The organism is Paenibacillus sp. TCA20, from assembly GCF_000732325.1.
In the GTDB taxonomy this organism is placed as follows: Bacteria; Bacillota; Bacilli; order Paenibacillales; family Paenibacillaceae; genus Paenibacillus; species Paenibacillus urinalis.
Genome location: NZ_BBIW01000018.1, coordinates 24,518 through 41,291, shown reverse-complemented (window position 1 = coordinate 41,291; position 16,774 = coordinate 24,518). Strand labels below are relative to the sequence as shown.

The 16,774-nt window shown below is 45.3% G+C and carries 14 protein-coding genes; all 14 read left to right on the top strand.

Annotated elements, in window-relative coordinates:
- Positions 1-42 precede the first annotated feature (42 nt).
- The 14 genes from rplJ (at position 43) to rplW (ending at position 16,756) form a co-directional block, all read left to right on the top strand.
- Positions 43-549, top strand: coding sequence for a 50S ribosomal protein L10 (gene rplJ / locus TCA2_RS23810; protein ID WP_047914100.1), 507 nt, complete (start codon positions 43-45; stop codon positions 547-549).
- 55 nt (positions 550-604) lie between these two features.
- Positions 605-970 (top strand): 50S ribosomal protein L7/L12, encoded by a 366-nt coding sequence (gene rplL, locus TCA2_RS23805; RefSeq protein ID WP_047914099.1) that lies wholly within the window; start codon positions 605-607, stop codon positions 968-970.
- Positions 971-1,089: 119 nt separating this feature from the next.
- On the top strand, positions 1,090-1,689 hold the full coding sequence (locus tag TCA2_RS23800; protein ID WP_047914098.1) for a class I SAM-dependent methyltransferase: 600 nt from the start codon (positions 1,090-1,092) through the stop codon (positions 1,687-1,689).
- Between the two features lie 410 nt (positions 1,690-2,099).
- Complete coding sequence (gene rpoB, locus TCA2_RS23795; RefSeq protein ID WP_047914097.1) at positions 2,100-5,651, top strand: DNA-directed RNA polymerase subunit beta; 3,552 nt, start codon at positions 2,100-2,102, stop codon at positions 5,649-5,651.
- 117 nt (positions 5,652-5,768) lie between these two features.
- Positions 5,769-9,383, top strand: a complete 3,615-nt coding sequence (gene rpoC / locus TCA2_RS23790; RefSeq protein WP_047914096.1) for a DNA-directed RNA polymerase subunit beta' — start codon at positions 5,769-5,771, stop codon at positions 9,381-9,383.
- A gap of 213 nt (positions 9,384-9,596) precedes the next feature.
- The gene (locus TCA2_RS23785; RefSeq protein WP_047914095.1) at positions 9,597-9,848 is read left to right on the top strand and encodes a ribosomal L7Ae/L30e/S12e/Gadd45 family protein; all 252 of its coding nucleotides are present in this window, start codon (positions 9,597-9,599) and stop codon (positions 9,846-9,848) included.
- Positions 9,849-9,994: 146 nt separating this feature from the next.
- The gene (gene rpsL, locus TCA2_RS23780) at positions 9,995-10,417 is read left to right on the top strand and encodes a 30S ribosomal protein S12 (protein ID WP_047914094.1); all 423 of its coding nucleotides are present in this window, start codon (positions 9,995-9,997) and stop codon (positions 10,415-10,417) included.
- A 110-nt stretch (positions 10,418-10,527) separates the two neighbouring features.
- The gene (gene rpsG, locus TCA2_RS23775) at positions 10,528-10,998 is read left to right on the top strand and encodes a 30S ribosomal protein S7 (protein ID WP_047914093.1); all 471 of its coding nucleotides are present in this window, start codon (positions 10,528-10,530) and stop codon (positions 10,996-10,998) included.
- A gap of 50 nt (positions 10,999-11,048) precedes the next feature.
- The gene (gene fusA / locus TCA2_RS23770; RefSeq protein ID WP_047914092.1) at positions 11,049-13,124 is read left to right on the top strand and encodes an elongation factor G; all 2,076 of its coding nucleotides are present in this window, start codon (positions 11,049-11,051) and stop codon (positions 13,122-13,124) included.
- A gap of 107 nt (positions 13,125-13,231) precedes the next feature.
- Positions 13,232-14,422, top strand: a complete 1,191-nt coding sequence (tuf, locus tag TCA2_RS23765; protein WP_047914091.1) for an elongation factor Tu — start codon at positions 13,232-13,234, stop codon at positions 14,420-14,422.
- Positions 14,423-14,842: 420 nt separating this feature from the next.
- Entirely contained in the window at positions 14,843-15,151 is a 309-nt protein-coding gene (gene rpsJ / locus TCA2_RS23760) for a 30S ribosomal protein S10 (RefSeq protein ID WP_006676490.1), read from the top strand.
- 38 nt (positions 15,152-15,189) lie between these two features.
- The gene (gene rplC / locus TCA2_RS23755) at positions 15,190-15,813 is read left to right on the top strand and encodes a 50S ribosomal protein L3 (RefSeq protein ID WP_047914090.1); all 624 of its coding nucleotides are present in this window, start codon (positions 15,190-15,192) and stop codon (positions 15,811-15,813) included.
- A gap of 26 nt (positions 15,814-15,839) precedes the next feature.
- Positions 15,840-16,463, top strand: coding sequence for a 50S ribosomal protein L4 (gene rplD / locus TCA2_RS23750; protein ID WP_047914089.1), 624 nt, complete (start codon positions 15,840-15,842; stop codon positions 16,461-16,463).
- Entirely contained in the window at positions 16,463-16,756 is a 294-nt protein-coding gene (gene rplW, locus TCA2_RS23745; RefSeq protein WP_047914088.1) for a 50S ribosomal protein L23, read from the top strand. Before rplD ends, rplW begins: the two co-directional genes overlap by 1 nt.
- Positions 16,757-16,774 lie beyond the last annotated feature (18 nt).

The window sequence follows — 16,774 nt, the reverse complement described above, 5'->3', positions numbered from 1 at the left end:
CCTTGAGGTACTGAGCAAGGAATCTATCAGGAGGTGTACAATTTGGCAAACGCAAAAGTGATTCAAGCTAAACAAGAAGCGGTTGACGTGGTAACTGCGAAATTGCGTGAGAGCGCAACAACAGTAGTAGCTGACTACCGTGGTCTGAACGTTGCCCAAGTAACTGAGCTGCGTAAACAGCTTCGTGAAGCGGGTATCGAATTCCAAGTTCTGAAGAACACATTGCTTCGCCGTGCTACTGCAGCTGCAGAGCTGACTGAACTTGATGAAGTTCTGACAGGTCCTACTGCGATTGCATTCAGCGGTGAAGATGCTGTTGCTCCAGCTAAAATTTTGAACGACTTCGCTAAGAAGAACGATGCACTGAAATTGAAAGGTGCAATAGTTGAAGGACGTGTTGTAGGTGCTGACGAAGTTAAAGCACTGGCAGAACTTCCATCCCGCGAAGGACTTCTTTCCATGCTCCTCAGCGTGCTTCAAGCACCTGTACGCAACTTCGCCCTTGCGGTTAAAGCAGTCGGCGAACAAAAAGAAGAGCAAGGCGCTTAATTTTTTGAATTACCAGGCTATATAAAATACTAATTTAAATAATGGAGGTTCTACCATGAGTAAAGAGCAAATCTTGGAAGCAATTAAAGGTATGACTGTTTTGGAACTGAACGATCTTGTTAAAGCAATCGAAGAAGAATTCGGCGTAACTGCTGCAGCTCCTGTAGCTGTTATGGGCGGCGCTGCTGGCGGTGCTGAAGCTGCTGAGCAAACTGAATTCGACGTAATCTTGACATCTGCTGGTGCTTCCAAAATCAACGTAATCAAAGCGGTTCGCGAAATCACTGGTCTTGGCTTGAAAGAAGCTAAAGAACTCGTTGACAACGCTCCAAAACCACTGAAAGAAAAAGTAAGCAAAGAAGAAGCAGAAACAGTTAAAGCTAAACTTGAAGAAGTTGGCGCTTCTATCGAAGTAAAATAATCTATTTCACTTAACTAGTGAATTGGAAACAAAACATACAAACCCCTTGATAGAGTCAAGGGGTTTGTTGTTATGAATGGCTGCAACTTTTGTAAGTGAAGGTGAATTGGAGGTTTCCCATGTCGGATCATTATTATTCTAATAAGCCTGAAGCCGCTCACGATAGACAAACTCTTGAAACAGAGCTGAGAGGTTACAAGCTTAAACTAACCAGTGATGCAGGAGTATTTTCAAAGAACGGTGTGGATTATGGCAGCAGGGTTCTTATTGGAGCGATGGATCTTCAGGGAGCCAAGTCAGTTCTGGATGTAGGGTGCGGCTACGGTCCAATCGGGATTGTGGCAGCTAAGCTCCTGCCGGATGCAGTGGTTACGATGATTGATATCAATGAGCGTGCCGTAGAACTGGCAAGGCATAATGCAATTCAAAACCAGGTAAGTGCAAATACCGTTATTAAACAGAGTGACCGGCTGGAAGCAGTGAGTGAAGATAGGTTCGATGTCATCCTAACCAATCCTCCAATTCGGGCTGGTAAGGACGTTGTGCATGCTATTTTTGAAGAGGCCTATAAGCAGCTTAATAAGGGTGGATCGCTCTGGATCGTTATACAGAAGAAGCAGGGGGCACCGTCTGCGAAAGCGAAGCTGGAATCGATGTTTAGTGTGGTTGAAGAAGTAACGAAGGACAAAGGGTATCGGATATTCAAGGCAACGAAATAATGCGGGTATATTAGTATATACAAACTAAAAAAAATCGCAATAGGACTATTGACTTGGTATCGCCATTGTGGTATTCTTAATAAATGTCAGTATTAAGATGCCCTACTTAGCTTTAGTTTGTTAAAATGTCAATCTTTTTTTCGCTAGGATCGCATATTTATGTGTTGATCCGCGTATAATATGTACATTTTGGGCAGACTATGAGGTGAGTGGGTTTTTCTGGGATGAAGGAGAAATTCACTAATAAGTTGCTCTTTTTTCGAAAAAAACATTCGAGTAAGGGCTTTTCTTTATTTGTGGATGCTCTCTCTCTGGTTGATTCATCTTATATGAGTTCCATTATAAGGTTACAAACAGAGGTTCGCAACGAAATTTTTAAAAGTGAGTAGACATTGAGGGGTGAGTTTAAGTTGGCAGGACATCTTGTTCAGTATGGTCGACGCACTCGGCGCAGTTATGCACGAATTAACGAGATACTCGAAATTCCGAACCTGATAGAAATCCAACAAAAATCTTACGAATGGTTTTTGGAGGAAGGATTGCGCGAAATGTTCCAGGATATCTCGCCAATTCAGGATTTTACAGGTAATCTCGTATTGGAATTTATCGATTACAGTCTCGGTGAACCGAAATATACGGTAGACGACGCGAAAGAACGCGACGTTACTTATGCCGCACCGCTTCGGGTAAAAGTCCGGCTCATTAATAAGGAAACGGGCGAAGTCAAAGAGCAGGAAGTGTTCATGGGTGATTTCCCGCTGATGACCGAAACAGGCACCTTTATTATCAACGGTGCGGAACGGGTTATTGTCAGCCAGTTGGTTCGCTCTCCTAGCGTCTATTTCAGTACTAAATTAGATAAGAACGCAAAGAAATCTTATACCGCAACAGTGATTCCGAATCGTGGGGCATGGCTGGAGCTTGAGATGGACGCGAAGGACATTATCTATGTTCGTATCGATCGTACTCGTAAGATTCCAGTGACTGTGCTGCTGAGAGCGCTTGGGTTTGGTACAGATGCTGAGATTCTGGATTTGCTGGGTAATGATGAATATATCCGGAATACGCTGGATAAAGACAACACGGATTCGACAGAGAAAGCGCTGATCGAAATTTACGAACGTCTTCGTCCGGGTGAACCACCGACTTTGGATAATGCGAAGAGCTTGCTTGTAGCACGTTTCTTTGATCCAAAACGTTATGATCTTGCGAACGTAGGTCGTTACAAAATTAACAAAAAGCTTCATATCAAGAATCGTTTGTTCAATCAACGTCTTGCAGAATCTCTGATCGATATCTCTACTGGAGAGATCATTGCAGAGGCTGGACAAATTGTTGACCGCAGATTGCTTGATGAAATTATGCCTGCGCTTGAGAGCGAAGAGGCGGTTGGACAACGTACTTATCATGTGGCGAACGGAGTTCTTGATGCCAATGATATTCCGGTCCAAACCATTGATGTATTTTCACCAATTGAAGATGGTAAAGTCGTTAAACTGATTGCGAACAGCAACATTGATAAATCTGTGAAGCACATTACGCCGGCAGATATCATTTCTTCCATCAGTTACTTCTTGAACCTGCTTCATGGCATTGGTGATACAGACGATATCGACCACTTGGGTAACCGTCGTCTTCGTTCTGTTGGTGAGCTCTTGCAGAACCAGTTCCGTATTGGTCTATCCCGTATGGAGCGTGTTGTTCGTGAGAGAATGTCCATTCAGGATGCGAACGTCATTACACCTCAAGCATTGATCAACATTCGTCCGGTTATCGCATCGATTAAAGAGTTCTTCGGAAGCTCGCAGTTGTCTCAGTTTATGGACCAAACGAATCCGCTGGGCGAACTTACGCATAAACGTCGTCTGTCTGCTCTAGGACCTGGTGGTTTGACTCGTGAGCGCGCAGGCTTTGAAGTCCGTGACGTACATCCATCCCACTATGGCCGTATGTGTCCGATCGAGACTCCAGAGGGACCGAACATCGGTTTGATCAACTCCTTGTCTACGTTTGCACGCGTCAACGAATATGGCTTCATCGAAGCTCCATATCGCTGGGTAGATCCAAAGACAGGTCAAGTTACAGATCAGGTTCGTTATGTAACTGCAGACGAAGAGGATAACTACGTTATCGCTCAGGCAAATGCAAAATTGAACGAAGATGGTACTTTCGCTGAAGATATGGTCGTTGTTCGTTACAACAAACAGTCTGACAACATCACAACGATGCCGAATGACCGTGTTGACTATATGGACGTATCTCCTAAGCAGGTTGTATCCGTTGCAACGGCGCTCATTCCGTTCCTTGAGAACGATGACTCCAACCGTGCACTCATGGGATCTAACATGCAGCGGCAGGCAGTTCCACTCCTTATTCCTAAAGCTCCGCTTGTAGGTACGGGTATGGAACACAAAGCTGCAAAAGACTCCGGTGTATGTATTGTGTCCAAACATGACGGTATTATTGAGAGATCTTCTGCCAATGAGATTTGGGTTCGCAGAATTGAAGTCGTTGACGGCAAGGAAGTTAAGGGCGATATCGTTAAACATAAATTACACAAATTTATGCGTTCGAACCAAGGAACATGCATTAACCAACGTCCAATTGTAAAAATTGGCGATCACATTAAAAAAGGCGACATTTTGGCAGATGGACCATCTACCGAAATGGGTGAATTGGCACTGGGCCGCAACGTAGTCGTTGCCTTCATGACTTGGGAAGGTTACAACTACGAGGATGCGATTCTCCTTAGCGAAAAACTCGTTAAAGAGGACGTATACACCTCCATTCACATTGAGGAATATGAGTCTGAAGCACGTGATACAAAGCTCGGACCTGAAGAAATTACTCGCGATATTCCTAACGTGGGTGAAGAAGCGCTTCGTAACCTTGACGAGCGTGGCATTATCCGCATTGGTGCTGAAATTGCAGCCGGTGACATTCTCGTTGGTAAAGTTACACCTAAAGGGGTAACCGAGCTTACAGCAGAAGAACGTCTCCTCCATGCTATTTTCGGTGAGAAGGCTCGTGAAGTTCGCGATACATCGCTTCGCGTTCCACACGGTACAGATGGTATCGTCGTAGATGTTAAAGTGTTCACTCGTGAGAACGGTGACGAACTGCCTCCTGGTGTTAACCAGCTCGTACGTGTCTATATCGCTCAAAAACGGAAAATTTCCGAGGGTGATAAAATGGCCGGACGTCACGGTAACAAAGGGGTCGTGGCCCGTATTCTTCCAGAAGAAGATATGCCATTCCTTCCGGATGGTACACCGGTTCAAGTCGTGCTTAACCCACTAGGGGTACCATCCCGTATGAACATCGGACAGGTGCTTGAGGTTCACTTGGGTATGGCTGCTATGCAGCTTGGTATTCATGTAGCTACACCGGTATTTGACGGTGCTACGGAGCATGATGTGTTTGACACGATGGAAGAAGCAGGCATGCAGCGTAATGGTAAGACTGTGCTGTATGACGGACGTACGGGAGAGCGCTTCGAGCGTGAAGTTACCGTCGGTGTCATGCACATGATCAAACTTGCGCACATGGTTGACGATAAGATCCACGCTCGTTCGACAGGACCTTACTCTCTCGTTACGCAACAGCCGCTGGGTGGTAAAGCTCAGTTTGGTGGTCAGCGTTTCGGTGAGATGGAGGTTTGGGCACTCGAAGCCTATGGTGCAGCATACACCTTGCAAGAGATTCTTACAGTTAAGTCCGATGACGTTGTTGGACGTGTTAAGACTTATGAATCTATTGTCAAAGGCGAGAACGTTCCAGAACCAGGTATCCCTGAGTCCTTCAAGGTACTGATCAAAGAGCTGCAAAGCTTGGGTATGGACGTTAAAATGCTTACCAAAGACGAAGAAGAGATCGATCTAAAAGAATCGGATGACGATGATGACGCTGCAGGCGATAAACTGAGCCTTAACCTAGAAGGCGCAGAAGTCGGTGTAGAGTAACATTTAATCAGCTGTAACAATACCGGAATTTTCATCAGGCTCTGGTCCCCTCTGAAGCATCCCGCTTCAGAGGGGGGAGAACCTAAAATTTAGGACTTGGTTAAGGAGGGTTGCTCCTTGTTGGACGTAAACAATTTCGAATATATGAAAATCGGGCTTGCATCCCCGGAAAAAATTCGCTCTTGGTCCCGCGGAGAAGTGAAAAAACCGGAAACGATTAACTATCGTACGCTAAAACCGGAAAAAGAAGGTCTGTTCTGCGAGAAGATCTTCGGTCCTACAAAGGACTGGGAATGTCACTGTGGTAAATACAAGCGCGTTCGTTATAAAGGCGTCGTTTGTGACCGTTGCGGCGTTGAAGTGACTCGTGCCAAAGTGCGCCGTGAGCGCATGGGGCATATTGAACTGGCTGCTCCGGTATCACATATCTGGTATTTCAAAGGCATTCCGAGCCGTATGGGTTTGGCTCTGGATATGTCTCCAAGATCTCTTGAAGAGATCATTTACTTTGCATCTTATGTTGTTACCGACCCAGGTGAAACTCCACTGGAGAAAAAACAACTGCTGTCTGAAAAAGAATACCGCAGCTACCGTGAGAAATACGGCTACGGTTTCCAAGCAGGTATGGGTGCAGAAGCGGTTAAAAAGCTGCTTCAAGACCTCGATGTTGATAAAGAGCTGGAGTTCTTGAAAGAAGAGCTTCGTACAGCTCAAGGTCAACGTCGCAACCGTGCGATTAAGCGCCTTGAAGTTATTGAAGCTTTCCGTAACTCCGGCAACAAACCGGATTGGATGATCATGGATGTCCTTCCTGTCATTCCACCGGAGCTTCGCCCGATGGTTCAGCTAGATGGTGGTCGTTTTGCGACTTCTGACTTGAATGATCTGTATCGTCGTGTAATTAACCGTAATAACCGTCTGAAACGCCTTCTTGATCTTGGTGCACCAGACATCATCGTTCAGAATGAGAAGCGTATGCTTCAAGAAGCAGTTGACGCTCTGATCGATAACGGCCGTCGTGGCCGTCCTGTTACAGGTCCTGGTAACCGTCCACTCAAATCTCTCAGCCACATGCTGAAAGGTAAACAAGGTCGCTTCCGTCAGAACTTGCTCGGTAAACGTGTTGACTATTCCGGTCGTTCCGTTATCGTCGTAGGTCCTTACCTTAAGATGTACCAATGCGGCTTGCCTAAGGATATGGCGCTTGAGTTGTTCAAGCCTTTCGTTATGAAAGAGCTTGTGAACAAAGGTCTGGCGCATAATATTAAGAGTGCAAAACGTAAAGTTGAACGTGTGAGTCCTGAAGTATGGGACGTTCTTGAAGAAGTAATTAAGGAACATCCAGTACTTCTTAACCGTGCCCCTACGCTTCACCGTTTGGGTATTCAAGCATTTGAACCGATTCTGGTGGAAGGTAAAGCGATCCGCTTGCATCCGCTCGTATGTACGGCTTACAACGCCGACTTTGACGGTGACCAAATGGCCGTTCACGTACCTTTGTCCGCTGAAGCTCAAGCCGAAGCTCGTCTTCTTATGCTTGCGTCAGGTAATATCTTGAACCCTAAAGATGGTAAGCCGGTTGTTACTCCATCTCAGGATATGGTTCTTGGATCCTTCTATCTGACAATGGATAACAAAGAAGAAAAAGGCTCAGGTATGATCCTTCGTACAGTAAATGAAGCTGTATCTGCTTACCAACGCGGAACTGCGGGTCTTCATGCACGTGTTGCAATTCCGGTCAAAGCTCTTAACAAAACAAGCTTTACGGATGAGCAGCAAAATGCAATGCTGATCACAACGGTCGGTAAGATTATCTTCAACGAAATCTTCCCAAGTAGCTTCCCATACATTAATGATGCAACTCGTGCTAACCTCTTCCAAGGTACGCCGGAGCATTCCTTTGTGTATGAGAAAGGCGCTGATCTTAGAGAAGCAATCATGAATGCACCTCAAGCGGGTGGAGTCGGCAAAGACTATCTTGGTCATATCATTGCACGCTGCTTCGAGGTATACCATACAACACAAACATCTATGATCTTGGATAGGGTCAAACAGCTTGGATTCACGTATTCTACTCGTGCTGGGGTTACCGTGGGTGTATCCGACGTTATTGTTCCTGATGAGAAGAATGAGATTCTACGTGTGTCAGATGAGAAGGTTGCTGTCGTTACGAATCAGTACCGTCGTGGCTTGATCACGAACGAAGAACGTTATGACCGCGTCATTGATATCTGGTCCAAAGCAAAAGATGATATCACGGAAGTCCTTATGAAATCGATGGATCGCTTCAACTCCATCATGCTCATGGTTGACTCTAAAGCCCGTGGTAATAAATCTCAGATTACACAGCTGGGCGGTATGCGGGGTCTGATGGCCAACCCATCCGGTCGTATCATCGAGCTCCCAATCAAATCGAACTTCCGTGAAGGTCTGACGGTACTCGAGTATTTCCTGTCCACGCACGGTGCACGTAAAGGTCTTGCCGATACAGCCCTGCGTACAGCTGACTCAGGTTACCTGACTCGGCGTCTCGTTGACGTAGCGCAAGATGTGATTGTTCGGGAAGATGATTGCGGAACAGATAAAGGTTTCACTGTAAGCCGTATTCAGGATGGTAAAGAGGTTATCGAGGATCTATATGATCGTATCGAAGGCCGCTATTGCTTCCAAACGGTTCGTCATCCTGAGACAGGTGAAATCATTGCACATCGTAATGAGCTCATCGACTCTGACAAAGCTGAGGCTATTGTTAAAGCAGGAGTAGACAAACTGCAAATACGTTCTGTACTTAGCTGCCGTGCTCGTCATGGTGTCTGCAAGAAGTGTTATGGACGTAACCTGGCAACAGGTAAACACGTTGAGATCGGGGAAGCGGTTGGTATCATCGCTGCACAATCCATCGGTGAGCCAGGAACACAGCTTACAATGCGTACGTTCCATACCGGTGGTGTCGCAGGAGACGATATTACTCAAGGTCTTCCGCGTATCCAGGAGCTTTTCGAAGCGCGTAATCCGAAAGGTCAAGCAACCATCAGTGAAATTGATGGTGTTATCAAAGAGATCCGCGAAGCTAAAGATCGCCGTGAAATCGAGGTTCAAGGTGAAGCTGAGACGAAAGTCTATGCAGTTACCTATGGCTCCCGTCTGCGCGTAAGCGAGGGAATGGAGATTGAAGCCGGGGATGAGCTTACGGATGGTTCAATTGACCCGAAAGAAATGCTGCGCATCAAAGGTGTACGTGGCGTTCAAAACTACATCCTGCAAGAAGTACAACGCGTATATCGTAACCAGGGTGTAGAAATCAACGACAAGCACGTAGAAGTAATGATTCGTCAAATGCTGCGCAAGATTCGTATTGTGGATGCAGGAGATACTACGCTTCTTCCAGGTTCGTTTGTTGATACTCATGAATATGAAACAGCGAACAAGACGGCAATTCTTAGTGACAAGGAGCCTGCAGTGGCTAAGCCAGTCCTTCTGGGTATCACCAAGGCGTCTCTTGAAACAGATTCCTTCTTGTCAGCAGCTTCCTTCCAGGAAACGACTCGTGTCCTGACGGATGCAGCAATCAAAGGTAAGGTCGATCAGCTTCTTGGACTGAAGGAAAATGTAATTATCGGTAAACTGATCCCTGCTGGTACAGGTATGAACCGTTATCGCAGTGTGAAGTTTGCTAATCCGGAAGATGGCGAATCTCAACTAGAAGAGCTTGAACCGGTATCTGTAGACTGATATAGCTCATATTTGTCTGTAACAGGCGAATCTGATCGGTAAACACGTACCAGATTGTATATCAGGAGAGAAGTTACAAGCTTCCTCCTGATATGGCAATCTTAATGTTTAGAGTTTGATTGAATCTCTTGACAACAAATGTGTAGTAATGCTAATATAGCAAAGGTGCGTGAGTAGCCGCATGTTATCATGTCTTCTCGGAGGTATTGATAAATGTCGAATGACAACTTTTTGCAGGATGCTCATGTCAAGATCGGTACCAAGCAAACCATGAAGATGGTTGAATCAGGTCTGGCTGCTGAAGTTTATGTAGCTCAGGATGCTGATATGCGAATCACTTCTAAGATCAAGTCGCTATGTGAGAAGCATCAAGTGAAGCTGAACATAGTCGATACGATGGAGCAGCTCGGCAAGGCTTGCGGAATTGAAGTGGGAGCGGCTATGGTAGCTGTATTGAAACAATAGGTATAAGAAGATGTTTTTGTCTGGAATGCAAGAGCTTCCTAAACGGCAAAAACTTTTCATTTGTTCTTTTATGAACCGCCTGGGTCTGTGGACTTAAGAATTGAGGTTTATAAATAGAATGACGAATCTAGGAAGGGGGTGGCAACATGCCAACAATTAATCAGCTCGTTCGTAAAGGACGTCAAGCAAAGATCTACAAATCCAAATCTCCTGCGTTGCAAAAAGGCTTCAATGCCCTGAAACGTGAGTCTACTGATATCAGTGCTCCGCAAAAACGTGGTGTTTGTACTCGTGTAGGTACTATGACTCCGAAGAAACCGAACTCCGCGCTTCGTAAATATGCCCGTGTACGTTTGACTAACCGTATCGAGGTTACTGCTTACATCCCAGGTATCGGACACAACTTGCAAGAGCACAGTGTCGTTCTGATCCGTGGTGGTCGGGTTAAAGACCTTCCGGGTGTACGTTACCATATCGTTCGTGGTGCGCTTGATACTGCAGGTGTTAACAACCGTATGCAAGCTCGCTCCAAGTATGGTGCGAAACGCCCTAAAGCTAAAAAAGCGTAAGATCAACACATTGATTTTACAGTCAGTAAGCCGTTTGCGAATTAGCGCTTCGGTTACAGAACAACAACAACAAATTAAGAATAATAAACATGCAAGAAAGGGGGATATCCATGCCACGCAAAGGTCCAGTTACCAAAAGAGACGTGTTGCCTGATCCGGTGTACAACAGCAAACTTGTTACTCGTCTGATCAACCGCATCATGCTTGATGGAAAACGTGGTGTTGCTCAAAGCATTCTTTACAATGCGTTCAACTTGATTCAAGAACGTACTGGTAAAGATCCTATGGAAGTTTTTGAAGCAGCTATCAAAAATATTATGCCGGTTCTGGAAGTTAAAGCTCGTCGTGTCGGCGGTGCTAACTACCAAGTACCTATCGAGGTTAAACCGGAAAGACGTACTTCCCTTGGTCTACGTTGGCTCGTAAACTACTCCCGCAGCCGCGGTGAGAAAACAATGGAAGAGCGTTTGGCAGCTGAGATTATCGACGCTTCCAACAACACTGGTGCTTCCGTTAAGAAACGGGAAGACACACACAAGATGGCTGAAGCGAACAAAGCGTTTGCTCACTACCGTTGGTAGGATTTATCAGTCTTTAAAATATAACTTCATTTTGAAGGGAGACCCATGTCATGGCAAGAGAGTTCTCCTTGAAAAATACACGTAACATCGGGATCATGGCGCATATTGACGCCGGTAAAACTACTACCACTGAGCGGATCTTGTTCTACACAGGCCGTACGCACAAAATCGGGGAAGTTCACGAGGGTGCTGCGACTATGGACTGGATGGAGCAGGAACAGGAGCGCGGGATCACGATTACTTCCGCTGCTACGACCGCTCAATGGAAAGGTCACCGCGTTAATATCATCGATACCCCGGGACACGTTGACTTCACAGTTGAAGTTGAACGTTCCCTTCGTGTATTGGACGGAGCAGTAGGTGTTTTCAGTGCGAAAGAAGGCGTTGAGCCTCAGTCTGAAACTGTATGGAGACAGGCTGACCGTTACGGCGTTCCTCGTATCGCATATGTAAACAAAATGGATATCATCGGTGCAGACTACCTTAACGTTGTTAAGGATATGCGCGAACGTCTTCAAGCAAATGCTGTTGCTATCCAGCTTCCTATCGGTGCTGAGAATGATTTCATCGGTATCATTGATATCGTTGAGCAAAAAGCATATATGTACAAAGACGATCTTGGTAAAGACATCGAAGAAACTGCAATTCCTGCAGACTATGCAGATCAAGTTGAAGAGCTTCGTATGGAACTGATCGAGAAAGTAGCAGAGCTTGATGAAGATCTGACTATGAAATACCTAGAAGGCGAAGAACTCACTGTTGATGAGATCAAATCCGCTCTTCGTAAAGGTGTAGTAGAAGTTAAAATCTTCCCAGTTATCTGTGGATCTTCTTACCGTAACAAAGGTGTTCAGCTGATGCTGGATGCGGTTCTGGACTATCTGCCAGCTCCTATTGATGTTCCTGACATCAAAGGTACTTTGGAAGATGGAACTGAAGCGATTCGTAAATCTTCTGACGAAGAGCCGTTCTCGGCACTTGCGTTCAAGATTATGACGGATCCTTATGTAGGTAAATTGACGTTCTTCCGCGTATACTCCGGTGTTCTTACATCTGGATCTTACGTATTGAATGCAACTAAAGGAAAACGTGAACGTATCGGACGTATCCTTCAAATGCACGCGAACAGCCGTCAAGAAATCACTGAAGTTTATGCTGGTGATATCGCATCTGCTGTAGGTTTGAAAGATACAGGTACAGGTGATACACTATGTGATGAGAAGAATCCGGTCATTCTGGAGTCTATGAACTTCCCTGATCCGGTTATTCAAATCGCGGTTGAACCAAAAACCAAAGCTGACCAAGACAAAATGTCTGTTGCTCTCGGTAAATTGACTGAGGAGGATCCAACTCTTCGTGCTCATACTGATGAAGAAACAGGTCAAACAATCTTGGCTGGCATGGGTGAGCTTCACCTTGATATCATCATCGACCGTATGCGTCGTGAGTTCAAAGTGGACACAAACATTGGTCAACCACAGGTTGCTTACCGTGAAACATTCCGTCAAGCAGCGCGCGTTGAAGGTAAATTCGTACGTCAGTCCGGTGGCCGCGGTCAATATGGACACGTATGGGTTGAATTCGAACCGCTTGAAGCGGGTAGCGGTAACCAATTCGACAGCAAAATTGTGGGTGGATCTGTACCACGTGAATACGTGGGTCCTGCTCAACAAGGTATTGAAGAAGCTATGAAAAATGGTGTCCTTGCAGGATTCCCACTTGTAGACGTTAAAGCTACAATCGTAGACGGTTCATACCATGATGTCGATTCCAACGAGATGGCGTTTAAAATTGCCGGATCGATGGCTCTTAAAGCAGCTAAAGACAAGTGTAAAGCTGTCCTGCTTGAGCCAATCATGAAAGTGGAAGTAACTGTTCCAGAAGAGTACATGGGTGACGTAATGGGTATGCTGAACTCCCGTCGCGGTAGAATCGAAGGTATGGATTCCCGTGGTGGTACGCAAATCATTCGTGCTAAGGTACCTCTCTCTGAAATGTTTGGATATTCCACAACTCTCCGTTCTGGTACACAAGGACGCGGGGTGTTCTCCATGGAACTTTCTCACTACGAAGAAGTACCAAGAACAATCTCCGAAGAAATCGTGTCCAAAGTTAAGGGAGAATAAGTTTTACTCACTGATGTACACAGCGTCATAAGGTTTAATGATTCTTATGGTGCTGTACACACAGTGCCAACATATAATATAAACCACTTTAAGGAGGCCACGTTCAAATGGCAAAGGCTAAATTCGAACGTAATAAACCACACGTTAACATTGGTACTATCGGTCACGTTGACCATGGTAAAACAACATTGACTGCAGCAATCACTACTGTATTGTCCAAAACTTACGGCGGTGCAGCAGTTGCATTCGATCAAATCGACAAAGCTCCAGAAGAGCGCGAGCGCGGTATCACTATCTCTACTGCACACGTAGAGTACGAAACTGATGCACGTCACTATGCACACGTTGACTGCCCAGGTCACGCCGACTATGTTAAAAACATGATCACTGGTGCTGCACAAATGGACGGAGCGATCCTGGTTGTATCCGCAGCTGACGGTCCTATGCCACAAACTCGTGAGCACATCCTTCTGTCCCGCCAAGTAGGCGTACCTTACATCGTAGTGTTCTTGAACAAATGCGATATGGTAGAAGACGAAGAACTTCTTGAACTCGTAGAAATGGAAGTTCGCGACCTTCTTAGCGAGTACGACTTCCCAGGTGATGACACTCCAATCACTCGTGGATCTGCTCGTGAAGCTCTTCAAAACCCAGATGGCGAGTGGGCTCAAAAAATCGTTGAGATGTTCAAAGAGATCGACACTTACATCCCAACTCCTGAGCGCGACACTGACAGACCATTCTTGATGCCTGTTGAGGACGTATTCTCCATCACTGGTCGTGGTACAGTTGCAACTGGACGTATCGAGCGCGGTACTGTTAAAGTCGGCGATGAAATCGAAATCGTTGGTATCGCTGAAGAGTCCAGAAAATCCGTAGTAACGGGCGTTGAAATGTTCCGTAAACTCTTGGATTCCGCTCAAGCTGGTGACAACATCGGAGCATTGCTTCGTGGTGTAGACCGTGCTCAAATCGAGCGTGGACAAGTTCTTTCCAAACCAGGTTCAGTTAAACCACATACTGAGTTTACTGCTCAAGTATACGTTTTGACTAAAGAAGAAGGTGGCCGTCATAAGCCTTTCTTCACTGGATACCGTCCTCAGTTCTACTTCCGTACAACTGACGTAACTGGTATCATCAACCTGCCAGAAGGTACTGAAATGGTTATGCCTGGCGACAACATCGAAGTAACAGTATCCCTGATCGCTCCAATCGCTATCGAAGAAGGAACTAAGTTCTCTATTCGTGAAGGTGGACGTACAGTAGGTGCTGGTGCGGTAGCAACAATCATTAAATAATTTGGCTGCAAGCCGAATGATATAAAGCAACATTGTACTGTAACGAGCAACATTGTATTGGAACGAACAAAAGGATCTTGGCGTTAATCGCCGAGATCCTTTTTCTATATATGGTTCTTTTTCATAAATTACCTTTGGCTTTTTATAGCTTCATCATATATAATAGTACGAGTTGCGATTCGGGAAGTGCATTCGAGAAAAATAGAGAGCTGAAGTCGATTCAGAATTTTATCAATCTTTTTTATATAAAAGCTTGCATTACGCCTAGGTTTTCTATATAATAATGAATGTTGTTCTGTGACGTTGCGATGATGTGAGAGGTTACTGACACACCCGGCCCCTTTGCCATGGGAGAGTGGGTCAGAAAATTTTCACGGAGTATGTCCGATATTAAATTGGGCGATAGAAGGAGGGACTAAAATGGCAAAGCAAAAAATTCGTATTCGTTTGAAAGCTTACGACCACAGAATTCTTGATCAATCCGCTGAGAAGATTGTTGAAACGGCAAAACGTTCGGGTGCAGGTGTATCCGGTCCGATTCCGCTTCCAACTGAGAAACAAGTTATTACTATTCTCCGTGCGGTACACAAGTACAAGGATTCCCGGGAACAATTCGAAATGCGCACACATAAGCGTTTGATCGATATTGTTAACCCGACTCCACAAACTGTGGATGCCTTGATGCGCTTGGATCTGCCGTCCGGTGTAGATATCGAAATTAAATTGTAATTTAGTATTGTATTAATGGAAGGAAAAGAGGTGTCAACATGAAAGGTATCTTAGGTAAAAAACTAGGCATGACGCAAGTGTTTACTCCAGAAGGTAACGTAATCCCTGTTACAGTTATTGAAGCAGGTCCATCTGTTGTCTTGCAAAAGAAAGACCTTGAGAACGACGGCTATGAAGCGGTTCAACTAGGTTATGCCGATAAGAAAGAAAAAAATGCTAACAAACCTGAAACAGGACATGCGAAAAAAGCTAACACAGCTCCTAAGCGCTACGTTCGCGAACTCCGCGGTGTTGATCTTGCGGGATTCGAGGTTGGCCAAGAAATTAAAGCAGACATCTTCGCTGAAGGCGAATTTGTTGACGTAACAGGAATCTCCAAAGGTAAAGGTTTTGCCGGCGTTATCAAACGTTGGGGACAAAGCACTGGACCTATGTCTCACGGTTCCCGTTATCATAGAGGCCCTGGTTCCATGGGTTCCATCCAAGCGAACCGCGTTCCTAAAGGTAAACACCTTCCAGGGCATATGGGTCATGAAACAATTACAATTCAACGTCTTGAAGTTATTAAAGTAGACGCTGAGCGTAACGTATTGCTTGTTAAAGGTTCTATTCCTGGACCGAAAAACAGCTTCGTTAAAATCAAAGAATCGGTGAAGAAATAATCACCTAAAGAAAGGAGGAACACAAAATGCCAAAAGTAGCACTTTTTAATGTCAGTGGTAGCCAAGTAGGAGAAGTTGAACTGAACGATGCAGTATTCGGAATTGAGCCGAACACTCATGTACTTCACGATGCTGTTGTTATGCAACGCGCTTCCCTGCGTCAAGGTACACACAAAGTAAAAGGACGTTCTGAAGTACGCGGCGGCGGACGTAAGCCTTGGAAACAAAAAGGTACTGGACGCGCTCGTCAAGGTTCGATCCGTGCACCACAATGGGTAGGCGGCGGTACTGTATTTGGTCCAACACCACGCAGCTACGCGTTCAAACTGCCTAAGAAAGTTCGTCGTCTGGCGATTAAATCCGCTTTGTCTTCCAAAGTGATTGATAACGAAATTATCGTTCTGGATGCTCTTGCTCTGAATGCACCGAAAACTAAAGAATTTGCAGCTATTTTGAATAACCTCAAAGTAGATCGCAAAGCTTTGATCGTTGCTCCAGGCTATGATGATAATGTTGCTCTTTCCGCAAGAAATATTCCTGGTGTGAAATTTGTAGCGGCTGACGGCATTAATGTTCTTGACGTACTTACGTACGACAAACTGATCATTACGAAAGAAGCAGTTCAGAAGGTAGAGGAGGTGCTCGCGTAATGAAGAATCCTCGTGACATTATTAAACGTCCGGTGATTACTGAACGTACAGCTGATATGATGGCCGACTTGAAATATGTATTTGAAGTCGATATTCGTGCGAACAAAACCGAAATCAAAGCTGCTGTTGAAGAAATCTTCAACGTTAAAGTGAAAAACGTGAACACTCTTCGCGTACCTGGTAAGTTGAAACGCTACGGACGCTACTCTGGATACACTCCTGAGTGGAAAAAAGCATTCGTAACTTTGACTCCAGACAGCAAAGCTCTTGAGTTCTTTGAATCGGTACAATAAGAAACTGTAAAGTAAGGA